Annotated in this window: 22 protein-coding genes; 10 read left to right on the top strand and 12 right to left on the bottom strand. The window is 32.5% G+C overall.

The genetic code is table 11. The features are described 5' to 3' along the window. The first annotated feature begins 129 nt into the window (after positions 1–129). From lacA to FYJ27_RS10065, 5 genes are all read left to right on the top strand, one after another. Positions 130–558: a galactose-6-phosphate isomerase subunit LacA gene (lacA, locus tag FYJ27_RS10085; RefSeq protein WP_154484724.1), complete on the top strand. Its 429-nt coding sequence runs from the start codon at positions 130–132 to the stop codon at positions 556–558. An 11-nt stretch (positions 559–569) separates the two neighbouring features. Next, the gene (gene lacB, locus FYJ27_RS10080; protein ID WP_154484723.1) at positions 570–1,085 is read left to right on the top strand and encodes a galactose-6-phosphate isomerase subunit LacB; all 516 of its coding nucleotides are present in this window, start codon (positions 570–572) and stop codon (positions 1,083–1,085) included. A 211-nt stretch (positions 1,086–1,296) separates the two neighbouring features. Continuing rightward, complete coding sequence (locus tag FYJ27_RS10075; RefSeq protein ID WP_154484722.1) at positions 1,297–3,000, top strand: PTS transporter subunit EIIC; 1,704 nt, start codon at positions 1,297–1,299, stop codon at positions 2,998–3,000. Between the two features lie 21 nt (positions 3,001–3,021). After that, positions 3,022–4,464: a glycoside hydrolase family 1 protein gene (locus FYJ27_RS10070; protein ID WP_154484721.1), complete on the top strand. Its 1,443-nt coding sequence runs from the start codon at positions 3,022–3,024 to the stop codon at positions 4,462–4,464. A gap of 79 nt (positions 4,465–4,543) precedes the next feature. Further along, positions 4,544–4,855: a PTS lactose/cellobiose transporter subunit IIA gene (locus tag FYJ27_RS10065; RefSeq protein WP_154484720.1), complete on the top strand. Its 312-nt coding sequence runs from the start codon at positions 4,544–4,546 to the stop codon at positions 4,853–4,855. Between the two features lie 140 nt (positions 4,856–4,995). Here FYJ27_RS10065 and panC read toward each other — a convergent pair whose 3' ends face one another. Genes panC through FYJ27_RS10050 form a run of 3 tightly spaced genes read right to left on the bottom strand, consistent with a single transcriptional unit; the run spans position 4,996 to position 7,530 of the window. Then, on the bottom strand, positions 4,996–5,853 hold the full coding sequence (panC, locus tag FYJ27_RS10060) for a pantoate--beta-alanine ligase (protein ID WP_154484719.1): 858 nt from the start codon (positions 5,851–5,853) through the stop codon (positions 4,996–4,998). Positions 5,854–5,867: 14 nt separating this feature from the next. Further along, positions 5,868–6,695: a 3-methyl-2-oxobutanoate hydroxymethyltransferase gene (gene panB, locus FYJ27_RS10055; RefSeq protein WP_154484718.1), complete on the bottom strand. Its 828-nt coding sequence runs from the start codon at positions 6,693–6,695 to the stop codon at positions 5,868–5,870. Beyond that, a complete protein-coding gene (locus FYJ27_RS10050; protein ID WP_154484717.1) occupies positions 6,670–7,530 on the bottom strand; it encodes a Rossmann-like and DUF2520 domain-containing protein in 861 nt (286 codons plus the stop codon). Before FYJ27_RS10050 ends, panB begins: the two co-directional genes overlap by 26 nt. A gap of 192 nt (positions 7,531–7,722) precedes the next feature. Here FYJ27_RS10050 and FYJ27_RS10045 point away from each other — a divergent pair, with 192 nt between their 5' ends. Then, positions 7,723–8,268 (top strand): TIGR01440 family protein, encoded by a 546-nt coding sequence (locus tag FYJ27_RS10045; RefSeq protein ID WP_154484716.1) that lies wholly within the window; start codon positions 7,723–7,725, stop codon positions 8,266–8,268. 61 nt (positions 8,269–8,329) lie between these two features. On the opposite strand, the gene FYJ27_RS10040 is transcribed toward FYJ27_RS10045, so the two are convergent. The 6 genes from FYJ27_RS10040 to FYJ27_RS10015 form a co-directional block, all read right to left on the bottom strand. Then, positions 8,330–9,490 carry a DUF1015 domain-containing protein gene (locus tag FYJ27_RS10040; protein WP_154484715.1) on the bottom strand — a complete coding sequence of 387 codons (1,161 nt, stop codon included), beginning with the start codon at positions 9,488–9,490 and terminating at the stop codon, positions 8,330–8,332. A 23-nt stretch (positions 9,491–9,513) separates the two neighbouring features. Continuing rightward, entirely contained in the window at positions 9,514–10,680 is a 1,167-nt protein-coding gene (locus FYJ27_RS10035; protein WP_154484714.1) for a phosphoglycerate dehydrogenase, read from the bottom strand. Positions 10,681–10,707: 27 nt separating this feature from the next. Beyond that, positions 10,708–11,790 (bottom strand): 3-phosphoserine/phosphohydroxythreonine transaminase, encoded by a 1,083-nt coding sequence (gene serC, locus FYJ27_RS10030; RefSeq protein ID WP_154484713.1) that lies wholly within the window; start codon positions 11,788–11,790, stop codon positions 10,708–10,710. Positions 11,791–12,007: 217 nt separating this feature from the next. Further along, complete coding sequence (gene namA, locus FYJ27_RS10025; protein WP_154484712.1) at positions 12,008–13,030, bottom strand: NADPH dehydrogenase NamA; 1,023 nt, start codon at positions 13,028–13,030, stop codon at positions 12,008–12,010. A 114-nt stretch (positions 13,031–13,144) separates the two neighbouring features. Continuing rightward, positions 13,145–13,504 carry a hypothetical protein gene (locus tag FYJ27_RS10020; protein ID WP_154484711.1) on the bottom strand — a complete coding sequence of 120 codons (360 nt, stop codon included), beginning with the start codon at positions 13,502–13,504 and terminating at the stop codon, positions 13,145–13,147. Positions 13,505–13,556: 52 nt separating this feature from the next. After that, on the bottom strand, positions 13,557–15,137 hold the full coding sequence (locus FYJ27_RS10015) for a PucR family transcriptional regulator (protein ID WP_195839121.1): 1,581 nt from the start codon (positions 15,135–15,137) through the stop codon (positions 13,557–13,559). A gap of 142 nt (positions 15,138–15,279) precedes the next feature. Between FYJ27_RS10015 and FYJ27_RS10010 the strand changes: the two genes are divergently transcribed. Both FYJ27_RS10010 and FYJ27_RS10005 read left to right on the top strand, forming a co-directional pair. Further along, a complete protein-coding gene (locus tag FYJ27_RS10010) occupies positions 15,280–17,226 on the top strand; it encodes an NAD(P)/FAD-dependent oxidoreductase (protein ID WP_154484709.1) in 1,947 nt (648 codons plus the stop codon). Between the two features lie 382 nt (positions 17,227–17,608). Further along, entirely contained in the window at positions 17,609–18,319 is a 711-nt protein-coding gene (locus FYJ27_RS10005) for an MgtC/SapB family protein (protein WP_154484708.1), read from the top strand. A gap of 91 nt (positions 18,320–18,410) precedes the next feature. On the opposite strand, the gene FYJ27_RS10000 is transcribed toward FYJ27_RS10005, so the two are convergent. Genes FYJ27_RS10000 through FYJ27_RS12795 form a run of 3 tightly spaced genes read right to left on the bottom strand, consistent with a single transcriptional unit; the run spans position 18,411 to position 20,371 of the window. Continuing rightward, positions 18,411–19,382, bottom strand: a complete 972-nt coding sequence (locus tag FYJ27_RS10000; RefSeq protein ID WP_154484707.1) for a dipeptidase — start codon at positions 19,380–19,382, stop codon at positions 18,411–18,413. Positions 19,383–19,403: 21 nt separating this feature from the next. Next, the gene (locus FYJ27_RS09995; protein WP_229775532.1) at positions 19,404–20,105 is read right to left on the bottom strand and encodes a DUF819 family protein; all 702 of its coding nucleotides are present in this window, start codon (positions 20,103–20,105) and stop codon (positions 19,404–19,406) included. Further along, complete coding sequence (locus FYJ27_RS12795; RefSeq protein ID WP_229775531.1) at positions 20,045–20,371, bottom strand: DUF819 family protein; 327 nt, start codon at positions 20,369–20,371, stop codon at positions 20,045–20,047. The genes FYJ27_RS09995 and FYJ27_RS12795 overlap by 61 nt, the downstream gene beginning before the upstream one ends. 180 nt (positions 20,372–20,551) lie before the next feature. Here FYJ27_RS12795 and FYJ27_RS09990 point away from each other — a divergent pair, with 180 nt between their 5' ends. Further along, positions 20,552–21,106 carry a cupin domain-containing protein gene (locus FYJ27_RS09990; protein WP_154484706.1) on the top strand — a complete coding sequence of 185 codons (555 nt, stop codon included), beginning with the start codon at positions 20,552–20,554 and terminating at the stop codon, positions 21,104–21,106. A gap of 231 nt (positions 21,107–21,337) precedes the next feature. Next, positions 21,338–21,871: transposase (locus FYJ27_RS09985; protein ID WP_195839120.1), on the top strand; the 534-nt coding region annotated here is incomplete at its 3' end.

Genomic DNA, 21,871 nt, shown 5'->3' with positions numbered 1-21,871 from the left:
ATTTTTATACAAATTATAAATAATATGTTAAAAACATATTGACAAATAATAATCATATTGATATTCTTAACATAAGGTAACAAAAACGAACAATATATACCAATATATTTTATAAAGGAGTGGATTTATTTGAAGGTTATTATTGGTTCTGATACTAAAGGTTTTGAGTTAAAGGCGTATTTAGTAAACTTTCTAAGTTCAGAAGGATATAAAGTCATGGATATGACACCAGATCCTAATTTAAACTTTGTCGAATCAGCTAGATTGGTAAGTGAGGAGGTTTTAAAAGAAGAAGATAATTTTGGAATTGTAATTGATGAGTATGGTGCAGGATCTTTTATGGTTGCTAACAAAATAAAAGGGGTTGTTTGTGCAGAAGTATCTGATGAGCATTCTGCCCGTATGACAAAAGAACATAACAATGCTAATATTATTTCCTTGGGTTCTGGCATAGTAGGGAAAACACTTGCAAAAAATATAGTTATGAGTTTTTTAAATAATAATTATAGTGGTGGAAGACATCAAATAAGAGTAGACATGTTAAATAGACTAGCATAGGAGTGATAAATATGAAAATTTCTATTGGATGTGACCATATTGTCACAGATATTAAAAATCATATTGTGAAGTATTTAGAAGATAAGGGACATGAAGTAATTGATAATGGGACATATGATAATGTGAGAACACATTATCCTATATATGGCAAAAAAACTGCTGAAAAAGTAGTAAACAAAGAGGCAGATCTTGGTATTGTAATTTGTGGAACTGGTGTAGGGATTACAACTTCAGCTAATAAAATAAAAGGAATTAGAGCAGCTTTAGTAAGAGATGTATCTACTGCCAAGTATGCTAAAGAAGAATTAAATGCAAATGTTATTGGTATTGGTGGAAGGATTACAGGTATAGGATTGATGGAAGAAATCATAGATACATTTATATCTACTAAATATAAAGAGACAGAAGAAAATAAAGAGCTTATTAAATCTATTGATGACATGATAGAAGATGACAGCTACGTAAATGATGAGCATTTATTTGATGACCTTCTTGAGAAGTGGGACAAGGGTTATTATCATGACTAATAGAATTGCTGGATAAGTAGATAAAGAGTTGATTAGAAGAGAAAACGTATCCTATAGGTATGAACATAGAATTTGTACAACTATTTATTTAATTGTAGTAACTAAAAATAAACAGAAGTAGAAACGGGGCGGATAAATGAACAAAAAAGTAATGAAGATAATTGGGTTTAAATTGTAGCATATAAAACCCAAGACTTTAGGAGGAGATAAAATGAATAAAGTTATGGATTGCTTAATCGACCGAATAAAAAAATGGCAACCATATTTCGACGCATTTGCAGCTAATAAATATGTAAGCGGAATGCGAAATGGTTTGATTGCACCGATGTACGTACTTTTATTTTCAAGTATTTTTATGGTTATTACATATGTACCAAATATTTTTGGGTTCTATTGGAGTGAATCAGTTGAATCGATGCTTCTTCGCCCATATGATTTAACAATGGGTGTTTATGGCCTCATTGTTTCAGCAACTGTTGCAAAAGCATTTACAGATATTTTGAATCAGAAACAAGAAACAGGTAAAAGTATTAGCGCTTTAGCTACAATGGTATCAGCACTATCAGTATACTTAATTTTAATGGGAGATCCAGTTGAAGGTGGTATTTCTACAGAGTATCTTGGTGCTTCGGGAATGATTGTTGGAATTATTATTGGTTTGGTGATTCCAAATATCTTCAAGTTTTCTATTGATCATAATCTAACAATTAAATTGCCAAAAGAAGTTCCACCAAACCTTTCAGAATCATTTGCAAGTGTTATTGCATATGGTTTAGCCATTACAGTATTTTGGATTTTTGATATTATTTTTAAAAACTTTAGTGGAGGAATGAATGTCGCTGAAGCTTTAATGAATGTTTTAAATCCTATTTTCATGGCAGCTGAATCTTATCTTGGGATGTCAATTATTTATGGGGCAACAGCATTCTTCCAATTCCTTGGAATGAATGGTCCAGATATTGTGTTCCCAGCTGTTAAACCTGCGATGTTCCAGAATTTAGCTGAAAACCAAGAGCTATATCGACAAGGTTTACATTCATTTCATGCAATGACTAATGCGTCCTATGATATGGCAATTGCCTTTGGTGGTACAGGTGCAACTTTGATGGTTACATTGATGTTTGCATTTTTATCTAAATCAAAAGGAAACCGGGCAGTTGGTCGAGCGGCGATTGTGCCGGTAATGTTTAACGTAAACGAACCAATTACATTCGGCGCCCCACTTATTTTAAGTCCGATTTTTCTGGTTCCATTTATTCTAGCACCAATTGCAAATACGATTTTATTGCGACTTTTTATAACAACATTGGGAATGAGTGGATTTATTATGGAAGTTCCATGGACGACACCAGGATTTATTGGAACGATCCTGGGAACGAATTTCGACCCACTTTCGTTCTTGCTAGTGCCGTTGATTGCAATAGTTGATGGGATCATCTACTATCCATTCTTCAGAGTTTATGACCAAAAAGTACTAGAGGATGAGAAAGCAAAAGAAGAATTAGTATTAGCTGGTGCTGAAGAGGTAACTACAAAAACTGAAGAATTAGCAGAAAAACCAACTGGTGATTCTATTGGAAAAGATAAATTGAACGTTCTTGTTTTATGTGCAGGTGGTGGTACAAGTGGTATGCTAGCTAACGCTTTAAATGATAGCAGAGAAGAACTTAAAGAAGAGTATGGAGTAGAATTTACTGCCAGAGGTGGACATTATGGACAGCACTCTGAATTTATGTCAGAAACGGATGTAGTTATTTTAGCGCCCCAGGTTTCAAGCCATTTAACAAATATGCAAAATGAAGCAGCGCGACATGATGCAATTGCTTTAGGTACAGGAGGTACAGAGTATATTAAATATACACAAAATCCAAAATCTGCTGCCGAGTTTATTTTAAATTCTATTTCTAAACAATAAAAAATGAAAGGAAGTGTAATGATGACAAAAAGACAGTTTCCAAAGGATTTCTTATGGGGTAGTGCTTCAGCAGCCTATCACTTTGAGGGAGCTTTTGATAAAGACGGTAAAGGATTGACTGTACAAGACGTAACTCCAGACGGTGCACGTGGTAGAATTACGGATGGACCTACATCGGATAACTTGAAATTAGGTGCAGCAAATTTTTACGAAAACTATAAAGAAGATATTAAATTATTCGCTGAGATGGGATTTAAGGCTTTTAGAACTTCTATTTCTTGGGCTAGAATTTTCCCAAATGGTGATGATAAAGAACCAAATGAAAAAGGATTACAGTTTTATGATAATGTTATCGACGAGTTGTTAAAGTATGGTATTGAACCAGTTATTACTTTGGCTCACTACGAAACACCATTAGCGTTAGCTGAAAAATACAATGGTTGGATGAGTAGAGAGGTTATTGATCATTTCGTAAATTATGCTGTGACAGTCTTTGAAAGATACAAAAATAAGGTAAAGTATTGGTTAACATTTAACGAAATAAATGCTATTTTAGAAACGCCATTTATTGCTGGTGGGATTAAAACACCAGAGGATGAGCTTTCTCCATCTGATTTATATCAGGCAGCTCACCATCAATTAGTTGCAAGTGCGTTAGTTACAAAGAAAGCAAAAGAAATTAACCCAGATTTCTTAGTTGGATGTATGATTTCTCAAAAAGGTGTTTATCCACTTCGTCCACATCCAGCTGATGGGGTACAAGAAATGAAAAAGAAACAAGAGCTAGATTTCTTCACCCATGTACATGCTCGTGGAGAATATCCAAGCTACATTAAGAGAGTATTTGAAGAAAATAACATTAAACTAGACATCACAAAAGAAGATCGTAAGATTTTAAAAGAGTACCCAGTTGACTACATTTCTGTAAGTTACTATAGAAGTGTGTGTACAACAGCTCTAGAAGGTGAAGAATATGAGGATGTTCGTGATGTTTCAGAAGATACATTTACTATTAAAGAAGTTGAAAACCCATATTTAGAAACGAGTCAATGGGGCTGGCAAATTGATCCGGTTGGTCTTAGAATTGCTCTAAATGAAATGTACGATAAATATGAGCTTCCAATTTTTATCGTTGAAAATGGACTTGGAGCTCATGACACTTTAGTCCAGGGTAAAGATGGTGAGTTAACTGTTCATGATGACTATCGTATCCATTACTTGCAGGAACACTTGAAACAAACATATGAAGCAATGCTTGATGGAGTTGATATCATTGGCTTTTTAAGTTGGGCAGCTATGGACGTAGTTAGTACAACAGAAGGATCAATTGATAAACGTTATGGTCTTATCTATATAGATTTACAAGAAGACGGAACAGGTACTTTGCAACGCTACAAGAAAGATAGCTTTTACTGGTACAAGAATGTAATCGAAACATCTGGTGCTTCACTTTGGGTAGATTAGGTAACCATATTCAATGGTGAGAATAGTGTGAAACATGTTTGGTTTACGTTGAAATATAAACATTAGGGAGGTTCAAAATATGGACAGAAAAGAAATAAACATGCTTGGTATGGAAATTGTTGCTTATGCAGGCGAAGCAAGAACAATGCTATTGAATGCTGTTAAAGAGGCACAAAAAGGTAATAAAGAGAAGTCAAAGAGCTTAATCGAAGAAGCAAAGGAAAGCTTGAATAAAGCACATAATGTCCATGCGAAGGCGCTTACAGATGAAGCTAGAGGCGAACTTGAAGAAATGGGACTTATCATGATTCATGGACAAGATCATCTGATGACAACTATACTGTTGAGCGATATCGTTGAGCATTTGTGTAATATATACTATGAAAAGTAATAAGGGTTAATAAACTTATTTTTGAAAAGTTATCACTAAATGTTTACTCAAGAATCTAGGTACAACTACTAATATAAAAATGCTCTTTTCTGGTTTTTATTTCAATTTTGCCAGAAAAGAGCATTTATTTTAACTACTTTCTAATATCCCTCCCCTAATTCAATAAAAATATTATCTATTAGACGAGTATTGCCAACCTTTACAGCCAATGCTATAAGTATATTATCTTCAACCTTTAAAACTGGTTTCAAAGTCTTATTATTTACAATTTCAATATAATCTATAGAAGTATTCTTTCCTGAGTTTATTGTATTCTCTATTTCCTTTTTAATTACTCCAGCATCTTTTTCTCCATTTAGTATTAAATCCTTTGCCAGAGTTAAAGACTTGTATAACAATAGACCATCTTTTCTCTCTTCATCATTTAAATAGGTATTCCTTGAACTAAGGGCCAATCCATCATCTTCTCTGACAGTAGGACAGCCTATTATTTCAATATCCATATTTAAATCTTCCACCATTTTTTTAACTATTATAAGCTGTTGAGCATCTTTTTGTCCAAAATAAGCCCTATTGGCCTTAGTTATATTGAATAGCTTAGTTAAAATAGTTGTAACACCTCTAAAGTGGGTAGGTCTAGAAATTCCACACAATACTTTCCCCAAGTCTTCTACTTCAACAAAGGTTAGGAAATCTTCAGGATACATTTCATCACTTTGGGGCAAGAACACAAAATCACAATTATTAGCCCTACATACTTCTAAATCTTTTTCCCTTGTTCTTGGATATCTATCAAAATCTTCATTAGGCCCAAATTGGGTTGGATTAACAAATATACTTACTACAACTATATCATTTTCTTCCCTAGCTTTTTTAATAAGGCTCATATGTCCAGCATGGAGACAGCCCATTGTTGGAACCAATCCAATAGAAAGGCCTTTTTCTTTACAAGTTTTCATTTCATTTTTCATATTATTTATAGATTCTACGATTACCATCTTTAGCCTCCCGATTATTTAAATTCATTTATTATTTCTGGATCTATTTTAAAAGTATGTTTCTTTTCTGGGAAAGAACTATCTTTTACTTCTTTTATATAATTCTTTATAGCTCCATCTATATCTTCTTTTAGATTTCTATACTGCTTAACAAATTTTGGAACAAAGTCAGAGTACATTCCCAACATGTCATTGACTACTAATATTTGACCATCACAATACTTTCCGGCCCCTATACCAATAGTAGGGATAGATACTTTCTCTGAAATAATCTTAGAAACTTCTTCAGGAATACATTCTAAAACTATAGCAAATGCTCCAGCATCTTCTAAGTATCTAGCATCATCTATAAGCTTTTGAATCTGTTTTTTATTCTTACCTTGTACTTTAAATCCTCCAAAGGCATTAATAGATTGAGGAGTTAATCCTATATGTCCCATAACAGGAATTTGAGCTTTCACAATTGTCTCTACCTTATCTAAAACATCATGGCCACCCTCTAATTTAACAGCATGGGCATGGCCTTCTTGTATCAATCTACCAGCATTTCTAATAGTCTCTTCTGTATTCACATGGTAGGATAAGAAAGGCAGATCTGCTACTATTAAAGCATTTTTTGCTCCACGACTTACAGCTTTTGTATGGTGTACCATATCATCTACAGTTACAGATAGGGTATCATCATAGCCTAAAGTCACCATTCCTAGAGAGTCTCCAACCAATATTCCGTCTATTCCAGCACTATCTACTAATTTAGCCATGGAATAATCGTAAGAGGTAACCATAGTTAATTTTTCATTATTATTTTTTGCTTCTCTAAATGTTGCCACAGTCTTCTTCATTAGAATCACTCCTTAAAATTTTATATATTTCTTCTATCTTCTCATTAGACAAATTTCCCTTCTCTTCCACTATTTCCAATGCTACCAGTCCTAGTTCTTCATATACTTCCTTATATTTAGGAAGGTTCTCCATATGGAGTTTTATTGTACTAGTATCCCTCCTAACTATTGGACCAGTTAAAGAATCATTAATACCTTTTTGGCTAATATTTGACAAAGCACTTTCCATTAATGGAAGTATTCCATCAGTAGATAAATCCTTATCTAAACCACATTGTAACAGTAGGTTTTGTCCTATTTTGGCCAATGCAACTACATAGTTTGAAACAAATACTGCAGAAGCATGGTACAGTGGTTTGTCCTCTTTATTCATTACAAAATACTTAATATTAGCCTTGTGAAGGAATTCTTCTACCTTTTCAATATTGTCTCCTTCAATTGAAAAAACAACCTTCTCTAAATCAGATGATTCTTTACCTGCAAATGAAAATAAAGGGTGAAGAGAATAACACAGTGCACCTTTATCTTTGCAATTAGTAAAAATTGCAGAAGATAAACAACCACTCATATGGAATATCTTTTTATTAGATAGATCAAAGTCCACCATTTTATTCCATACATCTCCTATCTGGTCATCTGGTGTTGTGATAAAAATATAATTGGATTTTTTGATTAGTTCACCAAAGTTTAAAGGCGAACTCCTAGTTAGATTTGCTGCATAAAAGGAGGATTCTCTTGTCCGACTATGATATCCAACAATAGAGAAACCTTGCTGTTTGAGGTAGTGTCCAAAGGAACAGCCAACCTTTCCGGCACCTATAAAACCTATATTCATTTTTCGCACTCCTTATACTATAGTCCCATTCCAAAAAGGATATGAGCTAAATAGATTATAGCATGATTTAAAAAAAATAAAAAGGCTTGAGAAATTTTTTGGACAACTAGGGTTATGTTTAGTAAAATAGAGATATAATAGTTTATATAATATATTGATTATAATATTTAAAATAAAAAGGAAGTGTTTTTTATGGATAAATTAGAAACTATAAAGAAGGATTTTATAACTGCAGTAGAAGAGCTGTTGGAGGTAGCCAATTTAAAGGAAGAAGATATTCTAGTGATAGGTTGTAGTACCAGTGAAATCAGTGGAGAATCCATTGGTTCCAATTCTGTTCCAGACATTGCCAACGAGCTTATTGATGCTATAATGCCTATTGTTAAAAGAGAAAATATATTTTTAGCTACCCAATCCTGTGAACATTTAAATAGAGCTTTAGTTGTAGATGAAGCATGTGCAAAAAAATATAATCTACCACCTGTAACTGTAGTACCCCATCCTAAAGCTGGAGGCTCACTAAGCTCTGCTTATTATAGATATTTAGATAATCCAATAGTAGTTGAAGAAATACAAGCAGATGCAGGATTAGATATAGGGGATACTTTCATCGGAATGCATCTAAAAAGGGTAGCAGTACCAGTAAGACTATCTGTTAAAGAAATAGGTGCAGCCCACTTAACTGCAGCAAGGGTAAGACCAAAGTTAATTGGAGGAGCAAGAGCAAAATACGAATAGATAATAGAAAAATAGCAAGTTAGACTTAACTAACTTGCTATTTTTCTAATTAATATGGTATTTATAATCTATGTATAAAAATACCGCTCCTTAACTTTGGTTCAAACCAAGTGGATTTTGGAGGCATGGTTTTATTTAAATCTGCCAATGTCATCAATTCTTCAATAGTAGTAGGATATAGTGAAAAACCTACCTTCATATCAGTATCTACCCTATACTCTATTTCTTTTAAACCTCGAATACCACCTATGAAATCAATGCGTTCATCTGTTCTAGGATCTTCTATTCCTAAAATAGGAGACAATAGATACTTCTGCAAAATAAACACATCTAAAGAGAAAAGAGGATTAGACCTATCTATTATCTCTTCCTTAGCTTTAAGAATATACCATTGATTTTCCAGATACATTCCAAAGGAATGAGGGGTTTCAGGGGTATAAGGCTCTTTTTCATCCCAAATATTCACAGTAAAATAAGGTTCAATGGCAGATAGAAACCTTTCTTTAGTCAGTCCATTTAAATCTTTTACAACCCTATTATAGTCTAAAATCTTAAGTTGTTTGTCAGGGAAAAGAACGGCTAAGAAATAATTAAACTCTTCTTCTCCTGTATAATTAGGGTTTTTCCTTCGCCTCTGTAGCCCTACCTTTACTGCTGCAGCTGCTCTATGGTGACCATCAGCAATATATAAATTAGGTACTTTCTCAAAGGCAGATTGAATTTTTTCAATATATTCCTCAATTATTTCATCAATAGTGAACTCTTTATTATATGTTAGAAAAATAGGTCCAGTATGGGCATTACATGTATCTACATGGTTGATCCTATCCTGTTCCTTGTCTGCTCTTGTTAATTCATGTTTTTTAATATCATTGTCAATATAAGCGTCAATAGGGACACAACCTACAACCCCTATTTGGGAGTGTTTCCCCATTGTTAGCTTATATAGGTACAAGGAAGGGGTAGAATCTTGTTCATAGATACCTTCCTCAATCATCCTGTCTAGATATTTTCTTGCATGTTCATAGATTTCATTTTTATCATGTTTTTCACTATCGTCAAAATATATTTCAGGTTTATCAATATTTAAAAAAGAATAAGGATTATTTTTCACACTGTCCTTTGCTTCTTCTTTATTCATAACATCATAGGGCAATGCTGCTACCTTAGAAACAATATCTGGCTTAGGTCGAAATGCTGAAAAAGTTTTTAATATTGTCAATCATATCTCTCCTCTACAATAAATTACAAAACTCTAACCCTAATAATACCTTCAATATTTTCTATACTATCTATAATTTCCTTTGTTGGTTGTTCTGCAACATCTAGCAAAGTATATGCATATTTACCTTTACTCTTATTCAATAAATTATCAATATTAATATGGGCATCAGCCAATAGTGTAGTTATCTGGCCTACCATATTGGGAATATTGTGGTTGACTATTGAAATACGATAGGAAGGGCTTCTCCTTGGCATCACACATTCTGGATAGTTAACAGAGTTTCTAATATTCCCATTTTCCAAATAGTCTTTTAGCTCATTAACAGCCATTATAGCACAGTTTTCCTCAGACTCAGCAGTGGAAGCCCCTAAATGGGGTACACAAAGGACTTCATCCATTCCCAATATTTCTTCTTCAGGAAAATCTGTAACATACTTATCTACAATACCTTCTTCAATAGCTTCTTTAAGAGCTACTACATCTATTAATTCATTTCTTGAAAAGTTTAATAGTTTAACCCCTTTCTTCATTAGAGAAAATTCTTCTCGTCCAATCATATACTTTGTTTGTTCTAATAATGGTACATGGATAGTGATAAAGTCAGATTTCTCCAATAGTTCTTGTAAAGTTTCAGCCTTATCAACACCTCTGGAAAGATTCCAAGCTGAGTCGATTGACATAAAAGGGTCGTAGCCTAGAACTTCCATGTCTAAGGAGTGGGCAGCATTGGCTACCAATACACCAATAGCCCCTAAACCAATAACCCCCAATCTTTTACCTTTTATTTCACCGCCTTTAAAGGCCTTTTTTCCTTGTTCTACTTTCTTATCAATTGGTCCATCTTCATTAGAAAGGGAATTTGTCCATTCAATTCCTTCGATGATTTTCCTAGAAGCCAATAGGAGTCCGCAGATAGTCAACTCTTTAACTGCATTGGCATTTGCTCCTGGAGTATTGAATACTATAATACCCTTTTCAGAACAACTATCTATTGGGATATTGTTGACACCTACACCAGCCCTTGCAATAGCTTTTAAAGAACTGGGTAAGTCCATATTTTTTAGTTCTTGACTCCTTACTAAAATACCATCTGGCTCCTGTATATCTGTTCCTAGAATATATTTATCTTTTCCCAAAAGTTCTAATCCCTTTTGGGAAATCTTATTAAATACCTGTATTTTATACATTAATATCACCCTATCTACTATATAAATTTATATATTTTTTTCTTCAAATGCTTTCATAAAACTTACCAATGCCTGAACCCCTTCTATAGGCATAGCATTGTAAATACTTGCTCGCATTCCACCTACACTTCTATGGCCTTTTAAATTCATAAGTCCTTCTTTAGCTGCTTCTTCAACGAAAGCTGCATCTAGTTCTTTAGTAGGTAGAACAAATGTAACATTCATTAGTGAACGGTCTTTTTTATTTACAGTTCCTTTAAATAGTGAAGAACTATCTATATAGTCATAGAGAAGTTTGGCTTTTTCTCTATTTTTCTCAGCTATGGCTTCCAATCCACCTTGCTCTTTAATCCATTGAAATACTAATTTAGCAATATATATACTATATGTAGGAGGAGTATTGTACATAGAATTAGCATCTACATGAATCTTATAGTTAAACATATTAGGTGTAATATCCATAGCTTGTCCAATTAAATCATCTCGGATGATGACAACTGTTAGACCTGCAGGGCCTATATTTTTCTGAGCTCCTGCAAAGATAACTCCAAAATTAGATACATCACAAGGCTCTGATAAAATATTGGAAGACATATCTGCTACCAATGGTACATCCTTAGTATCAGGCAATGTAGTATATCTTGTTCCATAGATAGTATTGTTTGTTGTAATGTAGAAATAGTCTGCACCTTCATCAAAAGAAGAAGGGTCTAAGCTTGGAATATGATTAAAATTCTCCTTTTTAGAAGAGGCAACTATTCTTACTTTCCCATATCTTTTAGCCTCTTCAATTGCCTTCTGTGACCATCTTCCTGTGTTCACATAGTCTGCCTTACAAGACTTTCTAAATAAATTCAGTGGAACCATAGCAAATTGGCTAGAAGCCCCACCTTGTAAAAAGAGTACTTTATAATTTGAAGGAATATCCATCAATTCTCTTAAAAGATTCTCTGCTTCTAGAATAATATCTTTAAATTCTTTGGACCTATGGCTCATTTCCATTACAGATATTCCTGTATCTTTATAGCACAACATCTCTTCTTGAGCTTTTTTTAGCACGGCTTCTGGCAATATAGCAGGGCCTGCGGAAAAATTATATACCTGTTTCATAGCAACTCTCCTTTGTATATTAAATTATGTTTTAAGATTAAAATCTACGGCTTATCACTTTAATGATTCTTAACTTTAATGTATAAAAGAATATAATATACCATTATAACATAATTTTCTGAATATACTAGTGAATTGGAGATAAAAACAAAAGAAATAAAAAAATAAATACTAAAAAGGGACTGAAGAAACAGTCCCTTTTTAGTTTTAGTATTTATTAAATTTTAGATCTTCTATAGGAGTGAGGCCATTCTATATCTTCCTTTAATTTATTGGCTGCTTCCAATGGCCAATAGGGATTTCTAAGTAATTCCCTACCTAAAAATATAAAATCTGCCCTGTTATTTTTGAGTATTTCTTCAGCCATTTCTGGTTCTGTAATTAAACCACCAGCTATAACTGGTAATCCAGTACCCTTTTTAATAGTTTCTGCAAAAGGAACTTGGTAGCCAGGATATGCGTCGATATTAGCATGAACAACAGCTCCAGAGCTTACATTTATTATATCTATACCTTCATCTTTTACTAAATTTATAATATCTACTAAATCTTCTGGATGATTTCCATCGTTAACGTATTCTTCACCAGAGACCCTTAATATGATAGGTTTATCTTCAGGCCATACTGTATTTATTTCCTGTATTATTTCTCTTAAAAATCTAGTCCTATTTTCTAGACTTCCACCATAGTCATCTTTCCTTTTATTAGTAAGAGGTGATAAAAATTCATTAATTAAATATCCGTGGGCACCATGAATTTCAATAGTATCGAATCCAGCTTCATTAGCCCTTCTAGCACCTTCTTTAAAGGCGTTTATTACAACTTTTATGTCATCTTTAGTCATTTCTTCAGGCGTAGAATAGCTACCATCAAAAGCTATAGGTGATGGAGCAATGATTTTTTCAGATTTTATTTCACATTTCCTTCCAGCATGGGCTAATTGGATTCCAACTTTTGCACCAAAAGCTTTAGAAGTTTTAACTATTCTAGATAGCCCTTCTATATGTGAATCATCCCAAATCCCTAAATCTCCATTTTTTATTCTACCCCTACTTTCTACTGCTGTGGCTTCCAATATTATAAGACCAGTACCTCCAATAGCTCTAGAACCATAGTGGATTTCATGCCAATCCTTAACATAGCCTTTATCATCAGAAGCGACCATACACATTGGAGCCATTACTATACGGTTTTTCAATTCTAAATTTTTAATTTTAGCACTTGAAAAAAGTTTGCTCATATAAAATCCTCCTCTACTAATATTATCTTATACCCAATATTAGTATACTTATAATAATTTTACTAAATAAAAGTATATTTTATTTAAATAAAAAAATAGAACCTGTTAAAGGTTCTATTTTACTGATTTCAGTTTTGCTATATCATTCCAATTTTTAGATGTAACAATTTCTACAGTATTTAAATCTTCTATTAATGTATCTATCTTTTCATTGATTTCTTCTCTAAATTCTGTGAGATTAGCAGTTTGTTCTATTACAGCTTTTAAATCTTTTTTAATTTCTTCCTGTCCTATTTCAAGATTTTTCTGCCTATCCTCAAGAGCTTTTTGTCCTGTTTCAAGGTTTTTCTGTCTATCTTCGAGAGCTTTCTGTCTTTCTTCAAGATTCTTTTGGCCTATTGCAAGGCTTTCCTGTCCTGTCTCAAGGGTCTCTAATTTCTTCAGTACTATTTGTTGAAACTCTTCATTTGTCATAGCTACTTACTATACTCCCTTCTCCCTTATATTTTATTATTATTATACCATATTAATATTTATATAGAATAGGAAGTTTTAGATTCTCTACACTTAAAAGATATTCTAATATTTTTATAGACATAGTGATTTTAAAGATTTCTTCTCCATTATCTAAGTTTAAATTTCCTATCTTCCTTATTTTATCCAGCCTATAGTTCATAGTATTCCTATGGATGAACAATTTATTGGCAGATTGGACTGCATTCCTATCTTCTTCTATGTAGGTTTTCAAAGTTTTATAGTATTCAGTATTGTTATCTTCATCATATTGAATAATCTTAAATAATCCATCATTGCAAAAGTTTAGAAGTTCTTTATCTAATCCAGTTTTATTGAGAAGATGATAGAATTTAAGGTCTTCATAGAAGAATACATTTCCTTCCAAATCTAAATCGTAAATCAACTTCAAAGTATCTATTCCTTGCCTATAGAAATGGCCTATTTCTAATATATTTTCAAAAATATCACTTACCCATAAGATAATATTATTTTCTTTTATAAAATTCTTTAAACTTTCCTGAGCTTTATCACTTAAACTAGAATCATCTTTAAAATCTAAGAGGATTAAAATATTGTTTTTATAAAATAAAGATTTATGGTTAGGGAGTATATTATCTAAAGATTGTTTTAAAAAATTGGCAGGGTTGTTAGTAGAATTGTAGTTAGAAATATCTATAATCAATAGCTGTAGATTATGTCCAAAATTACATTGAGCAGATTTCATACGTTCATCTAAAGTCTTATTATCCTTTACATTTCCCTCTATTAAATCTACAATTAAATTCTCATACATTATTCCATTAAGATTCCTATATACATCATTCTTTTTCAATTCTTCAGATACTACATTGCTTAAAAGTTTTACAATCCTATAGGTATTGTCATTAAATTTTTCATTACATTCAAGGGCTATTACATAGCCTACAACATTACTATCTATTAGTACCTTGCTAACTAGTTTTCTAATAGGGCTACCTGAACAAATAACCTGGAAGGGTTCATTAGAATTAGGTGATTTTTGAACAGCTCTAATCTTTTTAACCTCTGAAATAAATTCATAGGAACAATAACCCATATTTATATTCCTAATCCAGAAAGGTTCCGTTATCATTTCCATATCTGAATGGGCCAGTATTTTATATCCAGTATCTATCAATATAACAGGGTTGTCCAATATTTCAGAACCAACATTTACTATATACTTAACCCCTCTATTCTTTATAAGGGCATCTAATAGTATAGCTGAGCTATCAAGGATTATAAAATCTTTCACAAATAGATTTTTTACTTCATGGAACAATAGATTTAAATCTTGTACTGGTGGAATAACAATAATATTTAAATCCTTTCCTATAAAATCATCCTTAATTTCCTCATCCTTTTCAATTAAAAAATTCCCTTCAGAAATTTCTCCTAACTTTTTATTAAACAAAGAAGCTTTCCCTACATATAATATATTCTTTTCAATAGTCCCTATATTATTTGTCAGTAGTTCTGTTTCAAATAATATTTGGTCTTCACTATTTTTAGAAAATATTGTAGGAGAATAATTTATAAGGCTGTTATATATTTGACGGAGTTTAATGGTCATTAACATCACCTCTTAATAATATTATAGTGCAATGTGCACAAAAAAACCACTTAAAATTGTATTTTTCATATATAGTAACCTATTCCTATTTAAGATAAAGTTATAGATAGAAAGTTAAATAACTAACGAGGGGGCTTATTTTATGGAGTATGAAAAGCTTTTCACAAGTGGAAGAATAGGACAGTTAAGGCTTAAAAACAGAATAGTAATGCCAGCAATGGGGACTTCATTAGCTACATCAACAGGAGAAGCATCAGATGAAATAATTAAATACTATGAAGAAAGAGCAAAAGGTGGTTGTGGTCTAATAATTACAGAGATCACTAGAATCGACAATGAAACAGGGGTTGGAACTCTAAACCAATTATGTGCCATAGAAGGTAAGCATGTACCTAGACTAGAAAGATTGGCAAGGGCAGTCCATAGACATGATACAAAGATATTTTTACAACTTCACCATCCAGGAAGACAATCCCATAGTAGGCTTATTGATGGAAGACAGATAGCAGCACCAAGCCCTATAACATGTAAGACTATAGGGGAAGAACCAAGAGAAATGACTACTGAAGAAGTAGAAGGCCTTGTAAAGAAATTTGTTATAGGGGCAAAGATAGCACAGACAGCAGGAATAGATGGAGTTGAACTCCATGGTGCCCATGGGTATTTAATAGGCCAATTCATGAGTCCACTTACAAATAGAAGGACTGATAAATATGGTGGAAGCTTCAACAATAGGATGAGATTTGTAACAGAAATCATTCTAGGAATAAAACATATTTGTGGACCAAAATTCCCAATAAGTGTGAGAATAGATGGAGATGAATTTGTTGAAGGTGGAATAACCCATGAAGAAGCTATAAAAATGGCTAGATACTTAGAAAGTATAGGGGTAGATGCTATAAATGTAAGTTCAGGAACCTATGAATCAGCCGTAACAATTATTGAGCCAATATCCTATAAAGAAGGTTGGAAGAAACATTTAGCCCAAGGTATAAAAGACAATGTAAAAATTCCAGTAATCGCTTGTAATGCCATTAAAACTCCAGAATTTGCAGAAAAGCTATTAGAAGAAGGAAACTGTGACTTTGTAGCTGTAGGTAGGGGACAATTGGCAGATCCTCAATGGGGCAAGAAAGCTATGGAAGGTAGAGAAAAAGAAATAAGGCCTTGTATAGCTTGTCTACACTGTATAGAGCAATTAATGAATGGAAAAGCAGTAGAATGTGCTGTAAATCCTAGACTAGGATATGAAGTGGAATATACAGACTATAAAAAAGATGGCAATGGAAGAAGGGTAGTAGTTATAGGTGGAGGACCAGCAGGAATGGAAGCTGCTAGGGTATTAGCTGAAAGAGAATATAAAGTAGTATTATTTGAAAAGAAAGAAAATCTAGGTGGCAGCGTATATCTAGGAAGTAAACCACCTTGTAAAGAAAGATTACAAAATTTAGTAGACAATATGGAATACCAAATTAGACAACTTGGTGTAGATATAAGGCTAGGCACAGCACCTACTATAGAAGATATAAAAGCTCTAGATCCATATTCAATATTTGTAGCAATGGGTGGAAACAGTATAGTACCAGAACTCCCAGGAGTACATGGAGAAAATGTAGTATTGGCTACAGATGTATTGGATAAGGAAATGGACGTAAAGAATAAGAAGATATTAGTAGTAGGTTCTGGAATGACAGGACTAGAAACAGCAGAATACTTAGCTGAAAAAGGTAACGAAGTAACAGTAGTAGAGATGGTAAAAGAAATAGGTCCTGGTGTCCATGGATCAGTACTATACGATATAACTACTAGACTTAAAAAATATGGTGTAGAAATGATTCCTAGAAGACAATTAGTTGGAATAGATAAAGAGAGAGCATATGTGTTAAATACTTTCAATAACGAAAAAATAGCTATGGAAGCAGACTATGTAGTACTTTCATTGGGGGTAGGAAGTGTAGCAAATAGTCAATTTGTACAAGAGCTAGAAGAAAACTTCAATAATATAAGGATTTTAGGAGATGCAAGTAGACCAGGAAAAATTTCTAATGCAACACAAACAGGCTTCGATTTAGCTTATACATTAGAATAATAAAGGGGGCATCTGTGATAATAGGATGGAGAGTTAAAAATATATTGGACGGAAAAAATCCAGACATAAACTTTTTCAAATAAAATAGTTATGTTAAAGTGAATAAATATCCCTAAACAGACTTGGCTCCAATTTCCATGGAGCCAAGTCTGTTATTTTTTATAATGTTTCAAATTAAAAAAATAAAGCATACTTATCTATTGTCATATATTAATAATGATGATAATATGAAAGGAAATAAATAGGATAAAAGTAGTAGGCAGAGAAGCAAAGGAAAAATAATAGTTAAGATAATGTTAAAAATATAACGAACAGTGGAACGTTATAAACTTTATGGGATATAATAAGCAAAGAAGTAAAAAAATATTTAAGGTGATTATATATGACTAGTTATAAAGAAATAATAATAAGGCTTGTTTTATCGGCTTTAATTGGCGGTTTAATTGGAGTTGAAAGGGAAGTAAATAATAGGCCAGCAGGTCTTAGAACCCATATTCTAGTAAGTGTCAGTTCAGCTCTAATGATGTTAGTATCTATAAATGGATTTATCGATGCTGAAACAGGATTGAGAACAGGGGATTCGGCAAGATTAGCAGCCCAAGTAATAAGTGGTATGGGATTTTTAGGAGCTGGAACTATAATTAAGACAGGTAGCAATATACAAGGTTTAACTACTGCTGCTAGCTTGTGGACCTGTGCAGGTATAGGTCTAGCCATTGGCAATGGTTACTATCTTGGAGGATTGTTGACCTCTATTATTGTTCTATTCACTTTAATGAGTTTAAGTTCTTTTGAAAAAAAGATAGCTAAAAAGAAATATAAAGTACTAAAGATTACAGGTGTTAATAGGCCTGGACTTATTGGTGAAATAGGAACTATGTTAGGAAAACATGATGTAATTATAAAAAATATAGACATTGTAAACAACGAAGTTGAAGAAGATGAAGAAGAATATAGTACAATGGAAATACATTTTATACTAGATATAAAGAAATACTTTAATTCCAGTATGCTTTTTTGTGAAATTTGTGAAGTAGATGGAATACATGAGGCTATTTTTGATGGAAATAGGGTACTCTGCAGTATTGATTGATAACCCTATGGAAACTGTTGATAACTTTAGTCCATATTCTAGACTTATCCACAATAAAGTAACCGAAGGATAAAATCCTTCGGCTATATTTCTATAACAACTCTTCAATAATTCTATAAAAGTTTTTATAAGATACTTTTTCAATATCTTCTTCACTATATCCTCTTTTTTTCATTTCAGCAATTAGGTTATGGGTTTTAGAAGCGTTTTCAAAGTCTTTAGTCCCTATGGTATCCCCTTCTACGAAATCATCAGTTGTATTGTTTTCAAGAAAATCAAAGAAATCAAATCCAAAGCAAATATGGTCTATACCCATGATATCCACCATATGGTCTAAATGGTCTACTAAATGTTTTAAATCCTGTTTATCCTTATCTAAATGGACAAATTCATTGAAGGAATTTAGTCCAACAAGGCCGCCTCTTTCACTAATAGCTTTTAGTTGTTCATCAGAAAGATTCCTTTTTACATTACAAAGGGCTCTACAGTTGGAGTGGGAAGCTATGAAAGGTTTAGTAGTCTTTTCATATACATCCCAGAAAGTTTTATCATTGGCATGGGAGACATCTATTATGATTCCCAGCTTTTCCATTAAATGAATAGCTTTTTCTCCTAAGGCTGTAACACCTCTTTCAGGATTTCCTCTTACACCTGTAGCCAACAGATTTTCCTCATTCCAAGTAAGGGAGGCATGTCTTACTCCAAACATATATAGGGCATTTAAAAGATCTATATTATCCCCAATGCCACTTAAACCTTCTAGCCCAATTATAACAGCTAATTTTTTTTCCTCTAATGCTTTATCAAAATCTCCTTTTCCTAGGATTATTCTTAAAATATCTTGATTTCCCATAATCTCTGTAGAAGTTGCTGAAATCATTTCTACTAATCTCTTTTTAGGATTCTTATCATGGGGTGGGTCTATCCACAACACAAATATTCCACCTATGATATTTCCACTATTGAATCTATTTAAATGTCTATTCTTTATAACATCCTTCATTCCATTATCTCTTTGAACAGTAACATCTGTCCAAATATCTCCATGACAGTCAAAAATCATTTTTGGTCCCTCCCTACTAATCTATAAGATGCTTAATAAATTTCCAATGAATATTCCAAAATAATTTCCAATTATATATCCTAAAGTTCCTGCTAAAATAGCTGGTAGTACTAGTGGAGTCCATCCCTTTGCAATAGCCATTGCTGCAGCAGTAGTAGGGCCACCAATATTAGAGTTTGAAGCTATTAAAATTTCTTCTAAATTGAATTTGAATAGTTTTCCTATAAATAAGATAAATAGCATATTAACGATGACCATTATAGCACAGAATAATAACAACAACGGCGATTTTGTGATGATAAGATGTATAGAAGCTGGTACTCCAATAACTACAAAGAAAATGTAGATTAAAAAGGTACCGATTTCCTGAGCACCATTAATATTCCCAAAGAAGTCTGGTAGATAAGTTGCAAGAATCATAGTTAGAGTAGTGATAATTAGATATTTGTTACCTAGAAGGCCATTAAGTAATGATAATCCAAAATTATTAGTAGGAATAACACTACCTAAAAATCCAGCCAATGCATCTGAAATAGCCACTATTATAAAAGATATACCTATTGTGAAAGCAATGTCTTTAAGGGATATTTCTTTTTTATCCCAGTATGCTGCTGCTCTGGTTTTGGCTTCCTCATCTTCTCCTACACGTTCCAATTCATCAATTAAAGGATGGTTAAAGTTCTTTCTGAAAATATGACTACCATCCTGCCACTTTCTTTCCAAATCTTTTTAATATTTGCATTAAATAAAAGCATAGGTAGGGCTAAAGGTACTACATAATCCCATACCATATCATAGGTTGGTGCATCAGTAGGTATGATTTTAAAATTCGCAAGAGCCATAGCTATAACAAGACCAATAATTGCTCCAGTTATCTTAGATGCCCACGGGTAAGTTTGTTCAAGATAGATACTTAAAGCTGCAATTCCCGTAAGTATTGCCCATAATGCCCAGGTGTTATCAGGGCTGATTAAAGTACTTTCTACCATTTAAAAGCTCCCCCTTAAATTAATTATTATTTTGAAAATTGTGAATAACTAATTTCATTATAATAGAAACTACAGAAAAATTCAATATAATAAATAAAAAATCAATATATTGAATAACATTATCTTTTTTTTCTGAAGTATGGTAAAATATTAACAATATAGTTTATAGGAGTGAGGGCTTTGGAAATAGATATAGGTTCCAAAATTAAAGGAATAAGAAAGGAAAAAGGCATTAGTATAGCAGAGCTTTCTAAAAACTCAGGTGTTAGTGCTGGCCTAATAAGCCAAGTTGAAAGGAACGCTGTAAACCCTTCTGTAGCTACACTTTGGAAAATATCTAAAAGTTTAAACGTATCTATTGGATATTTTTTTGATGAGGAGGAAGGGGTTCCAGAATTCAATCCAATAGTTAAAAAGGATAAAAGGAAGAGGATAGTCACTTCTGATTCCAATGCTATCTATGAATTGTTGACACCAGATCTAAATAGGAAGATTGAATTTTTATATATTACCATAAACCCAGGAGATTCTTCAAGGGCAGGCCTTATATCCCATGAAGGAGAAGAATGTGGAATAGTTATAAAAGGTAAACTAATGGTTAAAACAGAATATGAAGAATATATTTTAGAAGAAGGGGATAGTATCTACCTAGATAGTACTGTAGGACATAGATATATAAATCTTGGAGAAGAAAAATGTATATCTATTTGGGCTATGACACCACCAAGTTTTTAGTATGTGAACTAGTGAGGATAAAATAATAAAAAAGGGGCTGTTTCAAAATAAACAACCCATAAAATAAAAACAGGTCAAAGAGCACTGGCTCTAAGACCTGTTTTTTAGTATAATTTATCTGCAATGAAAAACCATACTAAATTTAATCATAAAGCAAAAATCAAAAAAATGCAACTATCTTTTAGTTTTGATTTGACTAATAATTTTGATATGGATGACGAGGTTTTCCTGGTGCACAATATTATTGAGGAGATGAATTTAAGTTTTTTAACTAGTGCCTACTCTCATAAAGGTAGAAAGCCGGCTGTAGAACCACGTACTATGTTAAAAGTATTAGTTTTTGCATATCTAAATAGAAAATATTCAGCTAGAGATATTGAAGATGCTTGTAGATATGATCTTCGGTTTAGATGGCTTCTAAACAATAGTAAGACTCCTGATCATGTAACTATTAATAGATTTAGGAATAAAATTTATCCTTTTATGGATGAAATATTAAAACAATTAATAGATTTGTTAATAGAACAAGGAGAAGTTGATTTAAAAAGTATTTACATAGATGGAACAAAAATAGAGGCAAATGCAAATAGATACACATTTGTATGGAAAAAGTCTATCATTAAATATCAGAAAAGATTAATAGAAAAGATTTCGGAGTATTTTAATATTAATGATGAATTATCAAAAGGCGATCTTAAAAAGCTTGTTTTAAAGGAATTTAATAATGTAAGAAATATTTGTAAATCAAAAGATATAGTATTTGTT

Origin of the sequence: Anaerosalibacter bizertensis (assembly GCF_009696605.1) — a bacterium.
In the GTDB taxonomy this organism is placed as follows: domain Bacteria; phylum Bacillota; class Clostridia; order Tissierellales; family Sporanaerobacteraceae; genus Anaerosalibacter; species Anaerosalibacter bizertensis.
This window is presented reverse-complemented; position numbering and strand designations above follow the sequence as displayed.